This window comes from Aurantiacibacter sediminis, from assembly GCF_016019885.1.
GTDB classification, from domain to species: Bacteria; Pseudomonadota; Alphaproteobacteria; order Sphingomonadales; family Sphingomonadaceae; genus Alteraurantiacibacter; species Alteraurantiacibacter sediminis.
This window is the reverse complement of the sequence record NZ_JAEANY010000004.1, coordinates 54,570-75,635: the sequence shown is the minus strand read 5'-3', so window position 1 is coordinate 75,635 and position 21,066 is coordinate 54,570. Positions and strand designations below refer to the sequence as shown.

General features: G+C 60.2%; 22 protein-coding genes and 1 tRNA gene. 13 read left to right on the top strand and 10 right to left on the bottom strand.

Features of this window, described 5'->3' with window-relative positions:
• Positions 1 to 22: 22 nt before the first annotated feature.
• The 10 genes from I5L03_RS11845 (at position 23) to I5L03_RS11800 (ending at position 10,282) form a co-directional block, all read left to right on the top strand.
• Positions 23 to 1,597: a tetratricopeptide repeat protein gene (locus tag I5L03_RS11845; RefSeq protein WP_325100192.1), complete on the top strand. Its 1,575-nt coding sequence runs from the start codon at positions 23 to 25 to the stop codon at positions 1,595 to 1,597.
• 158 nt (positions 1,598 to 1,755) lie between these two features.
• Positions 1,756 to 2,262 carry a type III secretion system chaperone family protein gene (locus I5L03_RS11840; RefSeq protein WP_197922004.1) on the top strand — a complete coding sequence of 169 codons (507 nt, stop codon included), beginning with the start codon at positions 1,756 to 1,758 and terminating at the stop codon, positions 2,260 to 2,262.
• A 60-nt stretch (positions 2,263 to 2,322) separates the two neighbouring features.
• Entirely contained in the window at positions 2,323 to 3,126 is an 804-nt protein-coding gene (gene proC, locus I5L03_RS11835) for a pyrroline-5-carboxylate reductase (protein ID WP_197922003.1), read from the top strand.
• A 131-nt stretch (positions 3,127 to 3,257) separates the two neighbouring features.
• Positions 3,258 to 4,049 (top strand): Bax inhibitor-1/YccA family protein, encoded by a 792-nt coding sequence (locus I5L03_RS11830; RefSeq protein WP_197922002.1) that lies wholly within the window; start codon positions 3,258 to 3,260, stop codon positions 4,047 to 4,049.
• Positions 4,050 to 4,271: 222 nt separating this feature from the next.
• Entirely contained in the window at positions 4,272 to 5,177 is a 906-nt protein-coding gene (locus I5L03_RS11825) for a hypothetical protein (RefSeq protein ID WP_197922001.1), read from the top strand.
• A gap of 51 nt (positions 5,178 to 5,228) precedes the next feature.
• Positions 5,229 to 6,311 carry an Obg family GTPase CgtA gene (gene cgtA, locus I5L03_RS11820; RefSeq protein WP_197922000.1) on the top strand — a complete coding sequence of 361 codons (1,083 nt, stop codon included), beginning with the start codon at positions 5,229 to 5,231 and terminating at the stop codon, positions 6,309 to 6,311.
• A 60-nt stretch (positions 6,312 to 6,371) separates the two neighbouring features.
• The gene (gene proB / locus I5L03_RS11815) at positions 6,372 to 7,505 is read left to right on the top strand and encodes a glutamate 5-kinase (protein WP_197921999.1); all 1,134 of its coding nucleotides are present in this window, start codon (positions 6,372 to 6,374) and stop codon (positions 7,503 to 7,505) included.
• The gene (locus I5L03_RS11810) at positions 7,502 to 8,410 is read left to right on the top strand and encodes an NAD-dependent epimerase/dehydratase family protein (protein WP_197921998.1); all 909 of its coding nucleotides are present in this window, start codon (positions 7,502 to 7,504) and stop codon (positions 8,408 to 8,410) included. Before proB ends, I5L03_RS11810 begins: the two co-directional genes overlap by 4 nt.
• Positions 8,411 to 8,521: 111 nt before the next feature.
• Positions 8,522 to 8,980, top strand: coding sequence for a hypothetical protein (locus I5L03_RS11805; protein WP_197921997.1), 459 nt, complete (start codon positions 8,522 to 8,524; stop codon positions 8,978 to 8,980).
• A gap of 90 nt (positions 8,981 to 9,070) precedes the next feature.
• Complete coding sequence (locus tag I5L03_RS11800) at positions 9,071 to 10,282, top strand: cupin domain-containing protein (RefSeq protein WP_197921996.1); 1,212 nt, start codon at positions 9,071 to 9,073, stop codon at positions 10,280 to 10,282.
• Between the two features lie 3 nt (positions 10,283 to 10,285).
• On the opposite strand, the gene I5L03_RS11795 is transcribed toward I5L03_RS11800, so the two are convergent.
• From I5L03_RS11795 to I5L03_RS11755, 9 genes are all read right to left on the bottom strand, one after another.
• Entirely contained in the window at positions 10,286 to 11,071 is a 786-nt protein-coding gene (locus I5L03_RS11795; RefSeq protein ID WP_197921995.1) for a phosphoadenylyl-sulfate reductase, read from the bottom strand.
• Positions 11,064 to 11,519 (bottom strand): DUF934 domain-containing protein, encoded by a 456-nt coding sequence (locus tag I5L03_RS11790; RefSeq protein WP_197921994.1) that lies wholly within the window; start codon positions 11,517 to 11,519, stop codon positions 11,064 to 11,066. The genes I5L03_RS11795 and I5L03_RS11790 overlap by 8 nt, the downstream gene beginning before the upstream one ends.
• Positions 11,512 to 13,194 carry a nitrite/sulfite reductase gene (locus tag I5L03_RS11785; RefSeq protein WP_197921993.1) on the bottom strand — a complete coding sequence of 561 codons (1,683 nt, stop codon included), beginning with the start codon at positions 13,192 to 13,194 and terminating at the stop codon, positions 11,512 to 11,514. Before I5L03_RS11785 ends, I5L03_RS11790 begins: the two co-directional genes overlap by 8 nt.
• 1 nt (position 13,195) lies before the next feature.
• Positions 13,196 to 13,492: a DUF2849 domain-containing protein gene (locus tag I5L03_RS11780; protein ID WP_197921992.1), complete on the bottom strand. Its 297-nt coding sequence runs from the start codon at positions 13,490 to 13,492 to the stop codon at positions 13,196 to 13,198.
• Entirely contained in the window at positions 13,489 to 14,244 is a 756-nt protein-coding gene (gene cobA / locus I5L03_RS11775; protein ID WP_197921991.1) for a uroporphyrinogen-III C-methyltransferase, read from the bottom strand. The genes I5L03_RS11780 and cobA overlap by 4 nt, the downstream gene beginning before the upstream one ends.
• 96 nt (positions 14,245 to 14,340) lie before the next feature.
• A complete protein-coding gene (locus I5L03_RS11770) occupies positions 14,341 to 15,561 on the bottom strand; it encodes a mechanosensitive ion channel family protein (protein ID WP_234035235.1) in 1,221 nt (406 codons plus the stop codon).
• Positions 15,558 to 16,772, bottom strand: a complete 1,215-nt coding sequence (metC, locus tag I5L03_RS11765; protein WP_197921990.1) for a cystathionine beta-lyase — start codon at positions 16,770 to 16,772, stop codon at positions 15,558 to 15,560. The genes I5L03_RS11770 and metC overlap by 4 nt, the downstream gene beginning before the upstream one ends.
• Positions 16,769 to 17,611 (bottom strand): sulfurtransferase, encoded by an 843-nt coding sequence (locus I5L03_RS11760; protein ID WP_197921989.1) that lies wholly within the window; start codon positions 17,609 to 17,611, stop codon positions 16,769 to 16,771. The genes metC and I5L03_RS11760 overlap by 4 nt, the downstream gene beginning before the upstream one ends.
• 38 nt (positions 17,612 to 17,649) lie before the next feature.
• Positions 17,650 to 18,219 carry a hypothetical protein gene (locus I5L03_RS11755; RefSeq protein WP_197921988.1) on the bottom strand — a complete coding sequence of 190 codons (570 nt, stop codon included), beginning with the start codon at positions 18,217 to 18,219 and terminating at the stop codon, positions 17,650 to 17,652.
• 79 nt (positions 18,220 to 18,298) lie between these two features.
• Between I5L03_RS11755 and queF the strand changes: the two genes are divergently transcribed.
• The 3 genes from queF (at position 18,299) to I5L03_RS11740 (ending at position 20,844) form a co-directional block, all read left to right on the top strand.
• Complete coding sequence (gene queF, locus I5L03_RS11750; protein ID WP_197921987.1) at positions 18,299 to 18,775, top strand: preQ(1) synthase; 477 nt, start codon at positions 18,299 to 18,301, stop codon at positions 18,773 to 18,775.
• A 117-nt stretch (positions 18,776 to 18,892) separates the two neighbouring features.
• Entirely contained in the window at positions 18,893 to 20,206 is a 1,314-nt protein-coding gene (locus tag I5L03_RS11745) for a UDP-glucose dehydrogenase family protein (protein WP_197921986.1), read from the top strand.
• A gap of 143 nt (positions 20,207 to 20,349) precedes the next feature.
• Positions 20,350 to 20,844, top strand: coding sequence for a hypothetical protein (locus tag I5L03_RS11740; protein WP_197921985.1), 495 nt, complete (start codon positions 20,350 to 20,352; stop codon positions 20,842 to 20,844).
• A gap of 16 nt (positions 20,845 to 20,860) precedes the next feature.
• Here the strand turns inward: I5L03_RS11740 and I5L03_RS11735 are convergent.
• Positions 20,861 to 20,936, bottom strand: a tRNA-Thr gene (locus tag I5L03_RS11735).
• Between the last annotated feature and the right edge of the window lie 130 nt (positions 20,937 to 21,066).

The following is a 21,066-nucleotide window of genomic DNA, read 5'->3' as shown; positions in this document are numbered from 1 at the left end:
GGCTTTTCGCGAAGTGTCAAATATGGTTAGGGCGCGGTCGATGATCCGATCGTGCCTTTTCCTTTGCCAGCTTTCCGTTTCCGCTTTTATCGCGGGTTTTCCGTTGCTTGCAGCGACTCAGGTTCATGCGCAGGAAGTCGTGCAAAGCTTGCCCGCTCAAGCACAGGCAGAGCTTTCGGATGCGATGCAAAGGCTCGGTCGAAATCCGGAAAACATGCGCGCCCTGCTCGATGCAGGGAACGCGTCTCTGCAACTTGGCGATTTCTCCTCGGCGCTGCGTTTTTACAATCGCGCGCAGCGGGTCGATCCCGATGACGGAGAAATGCTGGCGGGGCTGGGGCAAGTCGCTGTAAGCAGAGGCGAAGGCGCAATTGCGGTGCAATTGTTTTCGAATGCCGAGGCGGCCGGTGAGAATATGCGCCGTCACGCGGCTGCACGCGGGCTTGCCTATGATCTGGTCGGCAATAATGGCCGCGCGCAGCGTTTCTATCGTCAGGCCCTTTCGCGCGATGAAAGCAATGACGTTCTCCGCCGCCTAGCGCTCAGCTATGCGATTGCAGGCGATGCGGAGGCGTCCGAGACGACCCTGCTGCCGCTTCTCCAGCGCCAGGACAGGGCGGCCTTTCGCACCCGCGCCTTTGCCCTTGCTATTTTGGGTCGGCATGAAGAAGCGGTTTCGATTGCCGAAACGATGTTGCCGCCGCGCCTGTCAGGTCGCCTCGCGCCGTATCTTCGCTACATGCCAACGCTCACTCGCGCTCAGCAAGCGGCTGCAGCCAATCTCGGGCGCTTCCCCAATGTTGCGGATATTGGGCGTGACGCTCCGCAAGTCGCTGCGTTGGCGCAGCGCGCCGAAGTGGCTCCGCCTCCCCCTTCGAGTAATGATCGCCTGACGCCTGCCGGTGAGCCACTAGGGCCATCTGCTGCGCCTGAACTCGATGCGAATGGCGAACTCCCCGCGCTTGCGGAAGCCGAGATGCCGCCGAGCTCCGTGGCTGGCGCCGCGCCGCCCGTCGTCGCTGTATCGGATGAGCCGGAACAGCTTCCTGCCGAAATGGTATCGACCACCGATGCGCGCCCTTCCTTCACGATCTCTGAAAGCCCCGCACCCGCGGCGGCTCCAGCCTCCACCGGCAACGCTGCGGTTGAGCAGGTGATCGCCGACACAGAAGAGCGCAGTGCAGAGCAATTGGGCCTGGAAGAGGCGTTTGCCGACTTTGTCCTGCCGGAGACAAATGCAGTTGCGCCCCGCAGCGGCGCGGTCGATATCACCGCGATAGAGCCAGCGCGCGAGGAAGTGGAAGAGGCGCCGCCTCCTCCGCCTGCCAATCCCAGCCGCCATTGGGTGCAAGTCGCCACCGGCCAAGACACCTCCGCCTTCCGTTTCGACTGGCGGCGCATCGTGCGCAATGCCGATGGCTTGCTGGATGATCGAGAGGCCTTCACCGCGCCGTGGAACGCCACAAATCGGCTGGTAACGGGGCCTTTCGATTCGGTGCGCGATGCGCAGGAATTCGTGACCGAACTGGGCGAAGCGGGCGTCGACGCGTTCCGGTTCACCAGTGCTGATGGCGAAGAAGTGCGTCCGCTCGATTGATCGACCGATCGGGCCGCTCCCTCGGGCGGGGCCGATTTGTGCACATCTTGTGAACAAGCCAAACGAGTTTTGCCCGACCGTTTTGGCCGCTTCGATTGCGCCAAATATGGCTTACGACGCATTAAGCTATGCATGATCTTTGGACGCAGAAATCACGCATGAATACCGATCGCGCAACAATGGAACCCGCCGAGGATGCGGCACCGGTCGAAATGCTCGCCGCGCTGTTCGAAGCCCATGGCTGGGCTTTTGAACAGGTCAGCGAGGATGAAGTTACCGTAGAGATTCCAGGTAGTTGGACGACATACCAGCTGCGCGCGATCTGGCGGCGGGAAGACCATGTGCTGCAATTGCTCTGCCTGCCGGAAATCCGCGTCGGCGATGACAAACGCCAGGTCGCATTCGAGCTGTTGGCGCTCATCAACGAACAGCTTTGGCTCGGCCATTTCGATGTGTGGTCGCAAGGCGGGATGCTGCTTTATCGCCATGGCCTGATGCTGGGTGACGAGGGCATGCTGAGCGTGGATATGGCGCAGATGGCAATCGAATCTGCCGTTGCCGAATGTGACCGTTTCTATCCCGCGTTCCAATTCGTGCTGTGGGGCGACAAGGCACCGCGCGCGGCGCTCGATGCCGCACTGGTCGATGCGGCGGGTGAAGCCTGAGCTGCAAGGCTTGAGACTTTTCGCCGACGGCCTACATCCGCTGCAAATGCGGAGACAAACATGAGCAAAACGGCAAACATCCTTCTGATCGGCTGCGGCAATATGACCGGAGCCATGCTGGAAGGCTGGCTGGCTGCCGGCCTGCCCAAGGAAAGCTTTACGGTCGTCACCCCCACGCGCGAAAGCGTGCCAGGCGATGTTGAACTGCTGCGAGAGGTGCCGGAAGACCGTCAATTCGATGCTTTGCTGCTCGGCTTCAAGCCGTATATGCTGGCACACATCGCGCCGACCCTGCAGGGCGTGACTGGCCCCGGCACAATCGTTCTTTCGGTACTCGCTGGCGTCCAGCTCGATACGCTGCGGTCCAATTTCCCCGATGCGCAGGCTGTCGTCCGCGTCATGCCAAACCTTGCCTGCGCCATGGGCAAATCACCCGTCGCTCTCGCCGAAGAGGGGCTGGAAGAAGAAGGGCGGGAGGCAATCTTTGCTTTCCACGAGCCGCTCGGCACGCCTGCATGGGTTGGCGAGGATCGATTTGATCTTGTCACCGCGCTGGCAGGCAGCGGTCCGGCGTTTGTCTATCGCTTTATCGATGCGCTTAGCACAGCGGCGGTCCGGCTCGGCCTGAAAGAAGATCAGGCGCGCGAATTGGCGGTCGCGATGACCGAGGGCGCAGCGGCCTTGGCCCAGCAATCCGAGCATCCACCGGGCAAGCTGGCGGACATGGTCGCGAGCCCCGGCGGGGTGACTCGCAAAGGTATGGATGTGCTCGACGAAGACGAAGCACTCACCCAACTGATGACGAAATGCTTACGCGCCGCGCGTGATCGCAGCGTGGAAATGGCGCGGGAAGCGCGCGAATAGGCGTTTTTCAAGGTTAATACGCAGAGCTGGTGACAGGCTCCGGTTTTCCTTGAAAATCACTCGCAAAATGCCAATATTGTGGCTGATCCGGTTCGCTATGGTGTGGCCGGGCAAAAGGAGTTTTGGAAAACATGGCAAATTGGAACGACAACCAGACCCGTAAGGGTTTCGGAACCGCTCCGGGCCAGACGGGCGATGTTGCCGCCGGCACCACGTTTGATGCTGGCCTGCGCAAGCATATGCTCTCGATTTACAATTACATGGCATCGGGCGTTTTGTTGACCGGTGTGGTCGCGATGCTGTTCGCCCGTGGTGGTGATCAGTCCATGGCCGCACAGGTATTTTACAATGGCGGGATCCTCGCCTGGGTCCTGATCCTGTCACCGCTCGCCATCGTCTTCGCGATGAGCTTCGGGCGTGATCGATTCTCGATCGGCACGCTTCAGGCCATGTTCTGGGGCTTTGCAGTGCTGATGGGCCTCTCGCTGTCCTCGGTATTCCTGCAATATACAGGCGCCTCGATCGCAACGACATTCTTCGCGACGGCCGGTGCTTTCGCCGGACTCAGCCTGTTCGGCTATACTACAAAGAAGGACATTTCGGGCTGGGGCAGCTTCCTGATCATGGGTGTGATCGGCCTGATCGTTGCCTCGCTGCTGAACGCTTTCCTGATCGGTTCGCCCGGTCTGGAACTGGCGATCTCGGCGCTCGGCGTGCTGATCTTCGCCGGCCTGACTGCGTATGACACGCAGCGCTTGAAGCAGGAATATCTGATGATCCAGCAGGCCAAGATGACCAATCCGTCGGTCGCTGCCGCTTACCCGCTGGGCAAGCTGGTTATCATGGGTGCGCTGAACCTGTATCTCGACTTCATCAACATGTTCCTGTTCCTGCTGCGCTTTATGGGTGCAGCTCGCGAATAGGAGACATTTCGGATCGTCGGCGACGAAACACTTTGTCGCACATCTGATTCGCTTGAACGTGCCCGGAGTGCAAATCTGCATTCCGGGCATTTCTTTTGTCCGAGCAGCGGGATAGTCAGCTGAGGGTAATCGACCATAGGGGATGGTCATTTCCGAACAGAGGAATTTGGGCAGATCATGAATACACCACCGCTCAGCATCAAAAAAATTGAGCGCAAAGGAATGACAGCGCGCGCTGCGATCGTTTGCGCAGCTGCGGCTTTGCTCGCCGCTTGTGCGACACCGCCGCCTCCGCCTCCGCCTCCGCCGCCTCCACCGCCGCCGCCTGCGCCTGTCGTGGAGGCCATTCCCTATCGCCCGGTCCCACCCGCGCTTGCGGCCTATCGGATGAATATTCCGCGCAAGGATGCGATGGGAATGCGCACGACGGTCAATTCCAATCTCGGACAGGATAGGGCGATCTGGCATTTCCGCTCCGGCTGGAATGTGGCTGCGCTCAATTGCGCAACAGAGCGTCACCCGGCGATCCTGGATGGATATAGCGCGATGTTGCAGAACGAGTCCCAGCTGCTGTCAGGGGTGAACAATCGGCTGGAGGCGCAGTATCGTCAACAAGCTGGCGGCAATCGGCGGGCGGCCATCCGCCTTCGCGAAACGGAATCGACCGAAGTCTACAATTACTTCACGCTTCCCGCTGCACGGCGCGAATTTTGCAACGTCGCGCAGTCCTTGGCGACCGATTATCTGACGACACAGCCAGAGGATTTTGCGCTTTTCGCTGTCAATGGCCTCACTCAATATGAAGTTGCGTTCGAACGTTTCTACACCGCGTATGAGCAATATGAGCTCGCGTCAGCCGAATGGGATGCCCGCTATGGCTCGCGCTATGGCGCGTCGCAGCCTGGATGGGTCGCCCTGTATGGCACTGCCTCGCAGCAGGCCGCGGCCGGCGTGCAGAATTTCAACACCACTCCTGCTGATCCGGTGGTAGTGCCCGACACGGAGACTGGCGCTGCAATCCCCGTGATCCCGGTCAATGAGGATGGGGCCAGCACGCCCGTGGTGCAGCCGCTTCCCGATGAAAACATCGTCATGCCTGAGGCGGACGAGGACGACGAGGCGAGCTGAAAGACAATCTTGAAAGGTGCATGGGCGGCAAAACTCCTCTAAGGGGCCGCCATGCACTTTCTTGATCAAGCAAAGATTTTCCTGAAGTCCGGTGCGGGCGGCCCCGGGGCTGTCAGCTTTCGGCGCGAAAAATACATTGAATTCGGCGGCCCTGATGGAGGCAATGGCGGCAAAGGCGGCGATGTCGTCCTGGTTGCCGTGCCCGGCCTCAATACCCTCATCGATTTCCGCTATGCACAGCATTTCAAGGCGAAGCGCGGCGGCCATGGCATGGGTAAGGACCGCTATGGCGCGGGGGCAGACGATCTGGTGATTGAAGTGCCGGTGGGCACGCAGGTCCTTTCCGAAGACAAGGAAGAGATCATCGCCGACTTCACGAAGGAGGGGCAGCGCGTCGTCCTGCTGGAAGGCGGCATGGGCGGGCGCGGCAATGCGTCCTACAAAACCTCCACCAACCGCGCACCGCGACAGCACCAGCCGGGTGAGGCGGGCGAAGAAATGTGGGTGTGGCTGCGCCTGAAACTGCTCGCCGATGTCGGGCTGGTGGGCCTGCCAAATGCCGGCAAATCCACTTTCATCAACGCCGTGTCCAACGCGCGTGCGAAAGTCGGCGCATATGCTTTCACTACGCTGATTCCCAAGCTTGGCGTGGTGCGGCACAAGGGGCGCGAATTCGTGCTGGCGGATATTCCCGGCCTGATCGAAGGCGCGGCGGATGGCGCTGGAATCGGCGACCGCTTCCTCGGCCATATCGAACGCTGCCGCGTGCTGATCCACCTCATTGATATTTCAGGGCTCGGCGAAACCGACCCGGTGGAAGCGATGCGGGTGGTCGATGCAGAGCTTGAGGCCTATGGCGCGGGCCTCGATGACAAGGCGACGCTCGTCGCGCTCAACAAGATCGACCTTGCCGATGCGGAGTTGGCGAGCGGGTTCGCCGATGAATTGAAAGCGGCGGGCGCAGACGAGGTATTCCCCGTGTCGGGTGCAACGGGTGAGGGTATCGAGGAACTGCTCGACGCCGTTTTGAGTTACCTACCCAGTCGGACGATGACCGAACAGCCTGGCTCGATTTCCAGTGAGGAGGATGGTTCCAGTGGGGAAGGCGAGGGCGAGAGTTGGTCCCCGATCTGATCGTTCCTATCTTCGCCGTAACGATTTATCTTTTAGCAGACACATAGACGGCCAATACCCATGCCCATCAAAACTCTCCTCGACTTTCGTGACCCCGAAGCGTGCAAACGCATGGTCATCAAAATCGGAAGTGCGTTGCTGGTCGATAATAGCGGGCGTGTCGAAGTCGAATGGCTCCGCACCATCGTCAACGAGATATGGACGGCGCGCGAAATGGGCATCGATGTGGTCGTGGTCAGCTCCGGCTCGATCGCGATTGGCGCCAAGCAATTGGATTTCGAAGAGGGTGGACGGCGCACTCTGGCAGAGGCGCAGGCCTCGGCATCGGTCGGCCAGATCGAGCTTGCGAGCGTGTGGCGGCAGCTTCTCGCCGAACGCGATCTGACGGCCGCGCAAATGCTGCTGACGCTCGACGATTTCGAAAGCCGCCGGCGTTATCTCAACATTTCCGCCACGCTGCGCCGCCTGCTGAAAAGCGGTGTCGTGCCGGTGGTGAATGAGAATGACACCATCGCGACCGGCGAAATCCGCTTCGGCGACAATGACCGGCTGGCTGCGCGTGTGGCGCAGGCTTGTCAGGCCGATGGTGTGATCCTGCTCACCGATGTCGACGGCCTCTATGACAAGCATCCCGACGAGCCCGATGCCGAGCGGCTCGACGAAGTCCACGGCGTCACCGATGAAATTCATGCAATGGCCGACACTGAATCTGGCTCAGGCCTCGGATCGGGCGGGATGACGGCCAAGCTGCTTGCCGCCGAAATCGCCGAGAAAGCTGGCATCGCGCTCGCCATCGTCAATGGCAAGGCGGAAAACCCGCTTGCCCGGGCCATGGCTTCGCAAGCCGCCACGCTGTTCCTGCCGCAGCGCGATGAAAGCGGACGCCGCGCATGGATCGGCGGGCGCATGCGCTTTGCAGGCTCTATCAAGGTTGACGATGGCTGCGTCCGCGCCGTTCGCAATGGCAAAAGTGTACTGGCTGCCGGCGTCATTGGGGCGGACGGCGATTTCGAACGCGGCGATATCATCCCGGTGTTCGACGTCACCGGAAACATGATCGCCAAGGGGCTCGTGGAATATGATGCCAATGATGTGGAAGCGATCATGGGCATGCAGAAAGATGATCAGGAAGCGATCCTTGGCCACGCCCCGCGATCTGCTGTCATGCACCGCGATCATCTGGTGCTGATGTGATCCTTGCCGTCACCGGCGGCACGGGCTTCGTCGGCCAGGCGGTTCTCGATGAAGCCAAACAGCGCGGCATCGCGATTCGCGCATTGACCCGCAGGCCGCAAGACGACGATCAAAACATCACCTGGATTCGCGGCGATCTGTCGAACAGGCTCGCTTTGGCTAAGCTTATGCAAGACGCCGATGCCGTTCTCCATATTGCCGGTGTGGTGAACGCGCCGGATGAGGCAGGCTTCAAAAGCGGCAATGTGGATGGAACGCGCAATGTCTGCGACGCAGCGCGAGAGGCTGGTGTGAAGCGCATTGTCCATGTGTCGTCGCTCGCGGCGAGGGAGCCGGGCCTGTCCATGTACGGCCATTCGAAGCGGATGGCGGAGGAAGTGGTGCAGGTCAGCGGTCTCGACTGGACGATCATCCGCCCGCCCGCCGTTTACGGCCCGCGCGATACGGAGATTTTCGAGCTGTTCAAGGCGGCAAAAATGCGTGTCGTCCCCATGCCGCCGAAGGGGCGCACTTCGATTATCCATGTGACTGATCTGGCGCGACTTTTATTGTCGGTTGCAGAAAGCGCGACAGACCATCTCGGCCGTATTTTTGAGCCTGACGATGGAAAAGAGGGCGGGTGGAGCCACAAGGAGCTTGCGCAAGCCATCGGTGCTGCAATGGGCAAGTCTGTATGGGCTCCGCATGTGCCGCGCAGCCTGCTTTTCGGCGCTGCCAAAGCGGATCGGATGGTTCGCGGCAGCAAGGCCAAGCTCACTCCGGACAGGGCAAGTTACATGGCGCACCCCGATTGGGTGTCCAAGCCTGAACAAGCGGTCCCAGTCGCGGTCTGGCGTGCGGAAATTGCTTCCGGCGAGGGTTTGGCGCAGACCGCAGACTGGTATCGCAAAGCTGGCTGGCTCTGAGGGCAAAGATCAATACACCATATGGGGTCTTGTCTTATTTACGCTGGCGCGTAGTTTAGCGCGCATCAGCTTTCGGTGGGGATACCGAAGGTGAAAGCCGAGGGGGTTATTATGGCAAAAAGGGCGAAGCCCGTATCACGTCGTTCGTTCGTAGGCCTGATTTCAGGTGCTGCAGCAGCGACAATCGTAGCCGGTCCGGCCGTCGCACAGCAGACGGGCCGTACCGACAGCGACCCGAATGACCGTGCAGGCCAAGGCCGCACCGGTTATTCAGACAGCGACCCGAGTGACCGTGCCGGCCATGGCCGTACCGGTCGTACGGACAGCGATCCGAACGATCGCGCAAACTATGGCCGCGGGGGCGGTCGGAGCGGCGGAGGGAGCAGCAGCGGTACTACCGATTCTGACTCCGGTTCGAATTCCGACTGTGGCGGCCGTGGTCGTGGCACCAGCAATGGCAATTCGGACAGCGATCCCAACGATCGCGCCGGCCAGGGCCGCAGCGGTATCACCGACTCGGATGATAGCGATCGCGCAGGCCGCGGTCGTGGTCGCGGCTCCTGCGCATAAACGCAGGCACGCGTACCGAGTAATGCAAGGGGCGGGAGCGGGCTTGGCCTTCTCCCGCCCTTTTCGTAACTGAAAAGGCAAAGACGACACATGCAGGGCCAGTCCACCCGTTCCGCCACGAAGCAAGCACTCGAAATGCTGATCGCGCCGCTCTCTGCGGACGAATTCTTCGCTGAATATTACGAGCGGAAATATTACCACAATCCGGTGATCCATCCTGAGGCAGCCGACCTGCTCAGCATGGATCGCATCGATGAGGTGATTTCGGACAGCGAATTGCCGCCCAGCTCGCTCAGCATGGCGAAGTCGGGCGAAGGGCTCGATCCGGCCGAATACACGTTTGAAAGCGGCGTAATCGATCGCGGCGCGGTGCTCGATAGCTACCGCGACGGCGCGACCATCATCCTGCCGCAGCTCCATCTGGCCGATGGCAAGCTCTACAGCTTCTGCCTCGCGCTGGAGCGAGAATTTGGCGCGCGCACGCAAACCAATGTGTATCTCACCCCGCCCGAAGCGCACGGCTTTGGCATCCATTACGACAATCACGATGTTTTCGTGATCCAGATTGCCGGGGCCAAGCAGTGGGAAATCTATGGTGACCGCGACGGCCTGCCATTCCGCGGCGAAAGCTTCCGCAAGGATCACGATGATCCGGGTGAACTGAAAGAGACCTTCATCCTTCAGCCGGGTGAATGCCTTTATGTCCCGCGCGGCACGGCGCACCGTGCCCCCAATCACGGCGATGAGCCGAGCCTGCACATCACCGTCGGCATCCTGCACCAAACATGGGCCGAATTCATGCTTGAAGCAGTGGGCGAAGCGACCCTTCGGATCCCGGAAATGCGCCATTCGCTGCCGCGCAAACTGTTCTTCGATGATGGGACCGAGCGGGCCGATCACGCGGCGAAGTTTTCCCGCTTGATGAGCGAAATTGCTGAAAAGGCGAGCTTCGATGCGACGCTTGCGGCATTCTCCGGCAATTTCGTAAAGGCTCAGGGGCCGCGCCTTCGCGGGGCGTTAACCGCGCTCAGCAAGGGCATCGACGCGGATGACCGCCTGCGGGTTCGCGAGCATATTCTCTACAGCTTCGAAAGCGCTCCTGCAGAAAGCGGAGGAGCGGCAGAAACACAGATCATACTCTCCGGATCATCCATCCCGCTTTCGGCCGAACTGGCTCCGCAACTGCGCAAAAAAATCGCAGCCGGCAGTTTTGCGAAATCCGAATTCAATGTGTCCGATGCTGAAGAGCTGGATGACGTGATCGGAACGCTGGTGGCTTACGGCCTGCTGCTTCCGGAGTAGTTCCTACAGGAAGGGCTCATAGCCCGGGGGCAGGGCGCTGTTGTCGCTCTCTCCGTCGCCGGACGAATGGATGCCGCATTCGGTCTTGTCCCAGCCGCGCCAGCGACCGGCGCGGGCATCCTCACCGGGCTTGACCGGCGATGTGCAGGGCGCGCAGCCGACCGAGAGGAAGCCTTTGGCTTCGAGCGGGTGACGGGGCAGGTTGCGCGCTTCGAAATAGGCTTCGAGATCTTCTTTTACCCAATCGCCGAGCGGGTTGAGTTTGAGCCTCCCATCTTCCACTTCGAAGCGGGCGATGTTCTGGCGGGTATGGGACTGGAAGGCTTTCCGGCCAGAAATCCAGCTATCAAGCCCTGCCTTGGCGCGGGCCATGGGCTCCACCTTGCGGATCGCGCAGCAGCCATCGGGATCGTAAGACCAGCGAAGCTCACTTTCGTCCTTCTCTGCAAGCACTTCGGGCTTTGGAGTGACGACTTGGCTGTCGGTAAAACCGAAACGCGCAATCAGCTCTTCGCGATAGGCCAGCGTTTCGGGAAACATCTTGAGCGTATCCACGAAAATTACCGGAATGCTGGGATCGGCGCGCGCGACCAAGTCGAGCAGGACGGCGCTTTCGGTGCCGAAACTGGACACGACAGCGACTTCGCCCAGAATGTTTTCTGCGAACAACGTTTGCAGCATCTCCAGCGTGTCCACGCCGTCGAAACGCGCATTCAGCGCGTCGGCATCGGCCAGCGTGAACGCGGGCGCCGTGTCGATTACATCCAGTTTGCGGGCAAGCTCAGCCATGCCGCAGCTTCCAGATCGGGACGGCATTATCGACGGTCGGCTGGTAGACGTGCTCCCAGCGGGAGAATGCCGCCTGCGCGTCCTCTTCGTCCAGCGCTTTATCGGGAGCAAATGCATCGAAACCGCAGCGGCGCATATAAGCGAGCTGGTCCACCAGCACATCGCCTACTGCGCGGAGTTCTCCGGTGTAGCCGTGCTCGCGCAGCAGCCGGGCTACCGAATACCCACGGCCATCGCCGAAAGTCGGGAAGTTCACTTCGACGAGCGAGATACGCGCGAGATGCGGCAGCAATTCGCGTGCGTCGTCGCCCGGCTCGATGCGCACGGCGCTGGCATCGGCTTGCTCGAGGAAAGCGTCCACAGTAACCTGCGCGCGCTCGGTTGCATCGTCATCGCGAAAGCGGAATTGGACGGCATCAAGGCCTGTCCCGAGGTCAGTATCAGGCATACAGCGCCTCCTTGAACGTATCCATGCCGACGCGGCGATAGGTATCGAGGAAGCGTTCGCCATCCACTTTGTTCGCCAGGTAAGTATCGGCCACTTTCTCGACTGCATCCACGATGCCTGCCTCGTCAAAGCCGGGGCCGGTGATTTTCGCGAGCGAGACATCTTCCGCCTCACTGCCGCCGAGCAGTAACTGGTAATTCTCGACGCCTTTCCGGTCGACGCCAAGGATGCCGATGTGGCCCGCATGGTGATGCCCGCAGGCATTGATGCAGCCTGAGATCTTGAGCTTCAATTCGCCCAGCGCATCGCCTTTGCCGGATGTGGCAAACCGCTGCGAAATCTTCTGCGCGATCGGGATCGAACGGGCATTGGCGAGCGAGCAATAATCGAGGCCGGGGCAGGCGATTATATCGTCGATCTGGTCAAGATTGGGCGTGCCGAGGCCAGCAACTTTCAGCTTCTCCCACAACTTATGCAATCGCGCGATTTCGACATGCGGTAGCACGATATTCTGCGTGTGCATGACGCGGCATTCGTCGAACGAAAACTCCTTCGCGAGCTCAGCCATCAGATGCATCTGCTCGGCCGTTGCATCGCCGGGAATGCCGCCGACGGGTTTTAGACTGATAACGGCTGAGACGTAATCAGATTGATGGTGGGGATTGAGGTTGCGCCGTACCCATTTTGCAAACTCGTCATTCCCGCGAAGGCGGGAATCCAGCTTTTCTTCGATCCGCGCTGCAAATGTAGCTTGATCCCCGCCTTCGCGGGGATGACGTAATGGTTCTGGAAGCTCGAAATAGCCCTTGATCCGCTCCAATTCTGCCAATGGCGGTTCTACGCCCTGGTCCAGCAGGTGGGCGAATTCCTCCTCCACCTGTCGCGCATATTCCTCTGCGCCCATTTCATGGACAAGGATCTTGATGCGCGCCTTGTACTTGTTGTCGCGGCGACCGTGGCGATTGTAGACGCGCAGGCAGGCCTCAGCATAGGTGACCATCTGGTCCAGCGGCACGAATTCGCGGATCAGTGGGGCGATCATCGGGGTCCGGCCCATGCCGCCGCCGACATAGAAAGCCGCACCGAGCTCACCCGTATCATTGCGCACGATGTTGATCCCGATATCGTGCAGCCGCATCGCCGCGCGATCCTTTTCCGACGCGATTACGGCGATCTTGAACTTGCGCGGCAGGTACGAAAATTCCGGATGGAAGCTCGACCACTGTCTCAGCAATTCGGCATAAGGCCTTGGATCCACGACTTCATCCGCCGCAGCGCCAGCGAAATGGTCTGACGAGATATTGCGAATGCAATTCCCGCTCGTCTGGATGGCGTGCATTTCGACCTTGGCGAGGTCCGCCAGAATGTCGCCCGCATCTTCCAGCTTGATCCAATTGTACTGGATGTTCTGCCGCGTAGTGAAGTGGCCGTAGCCCTTGTCATACTTGTCCGCGATGTCGGCCAGCGCATGCATCTGGCGGCTGTTGAGCGTGCCATAGGGAATGGCGACGCGCAGCATATAGGCGTGAAGCTGCAGATAAAGCCCGTTCATCAGCCGGAGCGGCTTGAACTGGTCTTCGCTGAGCGAGCCCTCAAGGCGGCGTCTGCATTGGTCGCGGAATTCCTCAACGCGGGTGTCCACCATCGCCTGATCGTATTTGTCGTATTGATACATGTCAGATAACCCAGTCCCAGCCGCGCTGCTCGGCGGCTTTGTATCCAAGGTCTTGCCGCACGGTCGGGCCGAGCGCGCGGACGCGGTCCTTGATGTGTGCGGGGCGGGGGCCGTCTTCGGTTTGCTCGGCGGCTATGGCATAGGGCGCATTCACGCGGCGGGCGGATTCCTCACGCGCCATGATGGCCTCTCCCTCGTCCCCAGCATCGGCGGCGTCGGCGATATGCAGCGACCAATTCTGGCCGTCCCACCATACGACGGCACCTGATTTGAGATCGTTTCCGGTGAGAATTTTCATGCGGCACACTCCTGCAGGGCGGCCGCGATGGCGGCATTGGGCCGCGCGGTGACCTCACCAATGATGATAAGTGCAGGGCTCTGGACGGCTTCAGCCTCGACCAGATCGGGAAGAGCGGCGAGCGGGCCGCGCAGCACACGCATTTCCGGGCGGCAGGCATTCTCGACCACGGCCAGCGGCATGTCGGGCGCAAGGCCATCGGCCATCAATTTCTCGGCGATCAGCGGTGCGGTTTTGACGCCCATATAGATCACGAGTGTGCGGCCGACACCCGCAAGGCCCGACCAGTCCTGATCGGAGAGCCCTTTGCACTGGCCCGCCACGAAACTGACAATACTCGCGCTGTCACGGTGCGTAAGCGGGATGCCCGATGCGGCTGCCGCGCCGTTGGCAGCGGATATGCCGGGGACCGTTTCCACGCGCACACCGGCGGCATGGGCATCTTCCATTTCTTCGCCACCGCGCCCGAAGACGAAAGGATCGCCGCCTTTTAGGCGCACCACGTCACGTCCGGCCTTCGCTTCGCTGATCAGCAGGGCGTTGATCTCATCCTGCGGCAGAGTGTGCTTCGATCGCTTTTTGGCGACCGAGATAAGCTGCGCATCGCTCCTCGCCATGGCGAGTATCGCCGGATCGACGAGCCCGTCATGGACGATCAGCGGAGCGTTTTTGATCAGCCGCGCCGCGCGCAAGGTCAGAAGATCAGGATCGCCGGGCCCAGCGCCGACAAGAAATATTGTGCCGTTTTGCATGCATCCCAGATGCGCGCATCACCCATGCTGCACCAGCGAGAATGGATTGGGAGGGATGTAGGTGAGCTTTAGCGGGCCTGCTCAGACACTTTCCGCTTACTTCTCCATACGCTGCGCAATCGCCTCGACCAATTGCTGGAACTGGTCGTTCGTGCGCAGGTTCAGATCGCGCTGCGGGAACGGGATTTCGATGTCGTTTTCTTTGAACAGCTGCCAGATCCGCCGGTAAACATCGGATCGGATATTGGTCATGCCTTCCTCCGGATCCTGAATCCAGAAGCGCACATCGAAATCGACCGAACTATCGCCAAACCCCATCAGGTTGACCCGCGGCTTGGGCGATTTGAGCACGCGCGGCACATCGTCGACGGCCTTGTAAAGCAATTCCGTCACCAGGTCGATGTCGCTGCCATAAGACACACCGACCGGCGCCTTCACCCGCACATCGCGAGAACTGTAGGACCAGTTCACCACCTGATTGATCATCAGGTTTTCGTTCGGGATGAGATATTCGGTCTGGTCGCGCGTCACCACGGAAATGGCACGAATGCCGATTTTGCGGATCTGGCCGAAGCTTTCCGTCCCGGCATTGTCGGTGACGGAAATCACGTCCCCCGGCTTGATGGACTTATCCATCAGCAGGATGATGCCGGAGATGAGGTTACCGAATGTCTTCTGCAGGCCGAAACCGATGGCGAGACCGAATGCGCCGGAGAAAACCGCCAGCGCTGTTAAATCGATGCCCAGCAGGTCGATACCGATCAGGAAGGCTGCCACCCAGATGATGATGGTGGCGATTTTCTCAGCCAGGACACGCTGCGATTCGTCCAGCTTGGTGACGCGTTTCAACACGCCGCGCATGCCCTTTGTGATCATCCACGCGATTGTCAGGACAACCGCGATGACGAGGATCACGACGAAGACATCCCAAAGCGAGACGCGCATAGAGCCCACTTCGAGGGCCATGCCCTGCATGGAATCGACCATACCGCCGAATGTTTCGCTTTGCTCGCTCACCGCTTCGCCCAGATCGGTGGCAGTCGATATCGCTTCGGTGGGCTCGGGCTCCGGCGCATCGACCGATTGATCGGGCAGGGCCATAAGCGGCTCGCCGGTTTCCGGATCGATCATCGGTTCGCCAGTTTCCGGATCGAGCATCGGGATCGGCTCCTGCGATGGCACGCCCATCAATTGCTCACCTGTTTCGGGATCAAGCAAAGGCTCACCGGTCTCCGGGTCCAGCAGAGGCACGGCTTCTGGGGCCACATCATTCGCCGTGGCAGTCGCGGTGGGTGCAGGCGTGGTAATCGCGCTCATTTGGTCTCCATGGCGGCGAACCCGTCTTCAAGGTCGCGGATCAGATCGGAAGGATCTTCTAGACCGATGGCGAGGCGAACGCCAAGCCCGCTGCCATGATCAATACTCTGCGGCCATGTATGGTGGTCGCGAATGCGCTCCGGATCCGCGGGGATGATCAGGCTTTCATAGCCGCCCCAGCTAAAGCCGATCCCGAACAGGTCGAGCGAGTCGATGAACCGACCGCGCGCGGCTTTGTCGGCCTCGGCAAAGATAAAGCTGAACAGGCCGCATCCCCCGGTAAAATCGCGCCGCCAGAGGTCGTGGCCAGGCGCACCGGGGAGCATGGGACAAAGCACGGCGGCGACTTCACTGCGCGATTCCAGCCACTTTGCAATCTCAAGCGCGCTTGAGGTCGTCCTTTTGAGACGCACGCCCATGGTGCGCAAGCCGCGCAAAGCCAATGCTGCATCATCGGGCGAGACGACTTGCCCCATATATTGCGCCTGCAAGCGGATGCGCTCGATCACCGGCGCGGCGGCAGAGGCGCTGCCCATCATCAGGTCCGAATGGCCGCCGACATGCTTGGTCAGGCTCATGATCGACACATCGCAGCCATGCGCAAGCGGGCTGAAACCCAAGGGCGATGCCCAGGTATTGTCGATCACGCTCAGCACGCCGTGCTCACGCGCGATAGCGGTAAGGGAGGGGACATCGCACACTTCCATCGTCAGGCTGCCAGGGCTTTCCAGCATTACGACTTTGCATTTGTCAGTGATCTCTTCGGCCAGTGTCTCCGGCTGCATCGGATCGAATGTCCTGGTGGTGATCCCCATACGCTTCAGCATCCCGAACGCGATGGTGCGAGTGGGTTCGTAAGCGTTATCGGTCAGCAGCAATTCGTCGCCGGGTTTGAGCAGAGCGAGCAGCGTGGCTGCAATCGCTGCGACTCCGCTTGGGAAGAGTTCAGTGCCGTCTGCGCCCTCTTCAAGGCCGGTCAGCGCATCGCAAAGCGCCCATTGCGTAGGTCCGCCGCGCCGCCCGTAATAAAAGTGCCCGTCCGCATTGGGGCGCCCTTTCGCAAGGTCTGCGACATTCTCATAAAGATGCGTGCTGCTGCGCCAGACAGGCGGATTGACCACGCCGCCGGGTTTCCCGGGAGCAGTAGTCCATTCCTTGCGCCGACCGGCCTCGACAAGGCGGGTGGCGGGCTTGTGCTCTTTTTCGCTCATCGCGCAGGTCCTGTTTCGACTGGCATCTTCGGATCGCTGCCCCAATCGCTCCAGCTACCGTCGTAGAGCGCCGCGTCCACGCCGATCAAATGCAGCGCGAAAAGCAGGACGGACGCGGTGATGCCGCTGCCGCATGTGGTTGTGATGGGTTTATCGAGATCGACACCCGCCTCTGCAAATGCCGCCCGAATACCTGCCGCGTCCTTGAAAGTGCCATCCGCATTAAGCACCGCGCCGAAAGGCAAATTGCGCGAACCCGGAATATGGCCGCTGGCAACGCCAGACCTGAAATCGCCTTCCTCGCCGGTAAAACGCGAGGCTCCGCGAGCATCCACCACCTGCTCTGCCTTACTGTCGATATTGGCGAGCATGTCTGATTTCATGCGGATGGTCCCTTCGCCGTCGATGCTTTCGAAAGTCGTCGCACCAGGCTCGCTGGTGCCGCTCTCGATGGGTCGTCCCTCAGCGATCCATTTCGCCAAGCCGCCATCCAGAATAGCGATGTCGGTGAGACCGAATAGACGAAGCAGAAACCAAGCCCGCGCGGCGCTGCGCAGGTCGCTATCGTCGCAAAGCACGATCCGCTTGTCCGCCGTCACACCCAAATCCGACATGTGCGCATCGAATTGCGGACGGGTGGGCGGGGCGGACGGCACCGGGTCATCGGGATTAGTCAGGGCCTTCAGCGCGAGAAAACGCGCGCCCGGTATATGCGCCTTGGCGAATTCTGCTGCGGCATCGCGCCCCGCCGAAGGCAAATGCGCCGACGCATCAAGCACCAGCAGGCCTGACGCGCCAAGCTCATCGGCGAGCCATTCGGTGGAAACGAGCGATTGCATCTGCTTGGGCGTAGAGGCTCGCATGCCGGACGTAAACGCTATGCGAGCTGGCTGGCGACCAGATTGGCGAAAATCTGCATCCGGTCATCGAATAGCAATGGCTCTGGCATGGTAGCGTCAGCTTCTGCGGTGCCGATCGCAAATGCGACATAGAGCGGTTCGATCCCCGCACCGACCAGGCGGAACCGGCCCAACGGCAAAACGCGCGGTTTGCTGACATCGCGCACGGATCCGTATTTCACCAAATGCGCGTCGTCCCGCGGCATCTGCCATTCGCCGAGGCACTCATCTTCGCCGCCCGGTGCAATCATCGCCGACCTGCGCAAGTGAGCTCGGCGCATATCGGGCCTACCGGCTTCCTCTGCCGAAAGCTTGCTACGCCGGGCGGTGGTCATATCGCTCCAGATGCGCAGACCCACGATATGGACATCGCCATCATTGCGCAGGTGAAGCCGCCAATTGAGAACAAGCTTTGTAGCGCTAAGCGTCAGCCGCTGCGGGACGAGGCGCAGCGACAAAGATGCCGGGGCATGGCCCTCAGCCTCATTATCGACATCATCGTCCGCCGGCTGTTCACTGCTCCCATTGCTGATGGCCCCATCACTCATGGCAAAGGATAGTAGGCCCGGCATCTCTGCTTGCAAAGCATGCTTGTGCCAAGCGCCGCTTCGCGTCATTGGGGCGGGCATGACTGATACATCAGATGCAAACCCGTCAGGTCAGCCCAAATTTCTTGGCCAGCAGAGCGCGCTTCCGGCAAGCCCCGATGAAGCGAAGCTCGATTACGTGCCCAATCCGCGTGCTGGAGAGCTTTTTCTGGTTCGCTTCGCCGCGCCTGAATTTACCTCCCTATGCCCGGTCACCAGCGCGCCCGATTTCGCTCACTTGGTGATCGATTATGCACCGGGCGAAACGATCGTGGAATCCAAAAGCCTGAAGCTCTTCCTCGGATCATTCCGCAATCACAATGGCTTTCACGAAGATGTAACGGTTGGCATCGGCAAGCGGCTTTTCACCGAGATGCAACCCAAATGGCTGCGCATAGGCGGTTATTGGTATCCGCGCGGCGGCATTCCGATCGACGTGTTCTGGCAATCTGGCGCGCCGCCGGAAGGGCTTTGGCTGCCGGATCAAGGCGTTGCACCCTATCGTGGCCGCGGCTGAGTTTCAGGCCGTCGCAGAGCGCTGCCTTGCCTTAATCCGCTTGCGTGGATAGGGAGGCGCGCAAATGGCAGGCCCATCAATCCGGGCCGGTAATTTTCGAAAAGACAAGGATTTCGCATGCGTATCGTGATGATTGGCACTGGCTATGTCGGCCTGGTTTCTGGCGCGTGTTTTGCCGATTTCGGCCACACGGTGACCTGTGTCGATAAAGATCAGTCCAAGATCGACGCATTGCTTAATGGCGAAATCCCAATTTTCGAGCCGGGGCTTGATGAGTTGGTCGCCAATAATGTCGCCGCAGGCCGGCTGTCCTTCACTCTCGACATAGCCGAAGTACTGCCGGAAGCGGATGCGGTCTTCATCGCAGTGGGCACACCAACGCGCCGCGGCGATGGCCATGCGGACCTGTCTTATGTCTACGCCGCTGCTGAAGAAATGGCTCCGCTGCTGCGCGATGGCGCGGTGGTGGTCGATAAATCGACCGTGCCGGTGGGAACAGGCGATGAAGTCGAAAAGATCATCGCCAAGACCGCGCCGGACCTTAAGTTCTCGGTCGCATCGAACCCTGAATTCCTGCGCGAAGGTGCAGCGATTGACGATTTCGCCAAGCCCGATCGCATCGTTGTCGGCGTGAACGATGACCATGCGAAAGAGGTGATGGAAGCGATCTACCGCCCGCTCACCAGCAATGGCGCTTTGCTGATTGTCATGAACCGCCGCGCGGCTGAGCTCACCAAATATGCCGCCAATGCTTTTCTCGCTACCAAGATCAGCTTCATCAACGAAATGGCCGATCTGTGCGAGAAAGTGGGCGCGGATGTGCGCGATGTTGCGCACGGAATCGGCACCGACAGCCGCATTGGCAGTCGCTTCCTGATGCCGGGTCCCGGCTATGGCGGATCGTGCTTCCCCAAGGATACGCTCGCGCTGCTGAAGACGGCCGAACAATTCGACGCTCAGCAGGCGATCGTCGAAGCGGTCGTCAAATCCAACGATGATCGCAAGGCCGCGATGGGCGGCAAAGTGATCGATGCGCTTTCAGGCGATGCGGCTGGCAAGACCGTCGCCGTGCTCGGCCTGACGTTCAAGGCGGACACTGACGACATGCGCGATTCGCCTTCAATCGACATCGTCCGCGCGCTCACTGCCGCGGGCGCAACCGTGCGCGCATACGATCCGGAAGGCATGGAGCAGGCGCAGAAGATTGACGGGCTCGGCGCTGATGCCATCACCTATTGCGAGGACGCCTATTCCGCCATGGAAGGCGCCGATGGGCTGGTGATCATTACCGAGTGGAAGCCATTCCGCGCGCTCGATCTTGCCAAGGTGAAGGATCTGATGGCAGCGCCTGTGATGGTCGATTTGCGCAATCTCTACAGCCGCAAGGATGTCGAGGCGAATGGCTTCACCTATGTGGCGGTTGGTCGATAAGCGACCGGTCCACCCACGTCTTCTTCCAAAAGCTCGGCTATTCGCTTGCCTTCATAGCGTGCGGCGGCATAGTCGCGCCTAGGGATTAAGCGGGGTTTTCGATGAAAAAGCTATTGGCACTCATAGGTATAGCGCTTTTGAGCATGGCCCAGCCAGCTTTGGCGCAAACGACTGAAGGCTCGGTCACTGCCTCCAACGGCGTCATGCTGAATGTCCACAATGACAAGGCGCAGGGCATGGTCGAATATGCCGCGCCCGAAGTCAGCTTTGCCATCGACGGGTCCACTATTGAGAGTAGCGCAATCGTCACCCGCTGGGGTCTGCGCAGCGATCCTGGCGATGCTTTTGTAAGCTTCATCGTGGCTTATAGTGGCAATTACATCGGCTTTGACCGCGCGACGACGGCTGGTGGCGAAGAGTTGCAGACCATTGTCATCCTACAGGATGATTCGGGCTGCCAGCGCGCCGGGTCTGCCGATTGCATTTTCATGGAAGTCTTCCGGGTCCTGCCGACGCCGGAACAGGTGAGCGAAGCCGCGCGCGATGGTATGTTTCCGATCCGCATTGTCGGCAGTCGTGGCGGGCCTTTCACGGTAGAGGTTCCGCTCAGCTATTTCGAAGCGGTCAACAGCCGCTAATCAGTTCGATGGAGGGTGGTGCCGGCTAGAGGAGTCGAACCCCTGACCTGATGATTACAAATCAACTGCTCTACCAACTGAGCTAAGCCGGCACACTTTGTCTGCCCTACCGCTCCGCTGCTTTAGGGCTTTTCTGTCTGCCCTACTGCTTCGCTACTTAAGGGCGAGAAAATCTCATGTCCTCAAGCAGCGAAGCGGTAGGGCAATCAAGAATGCGCGCCT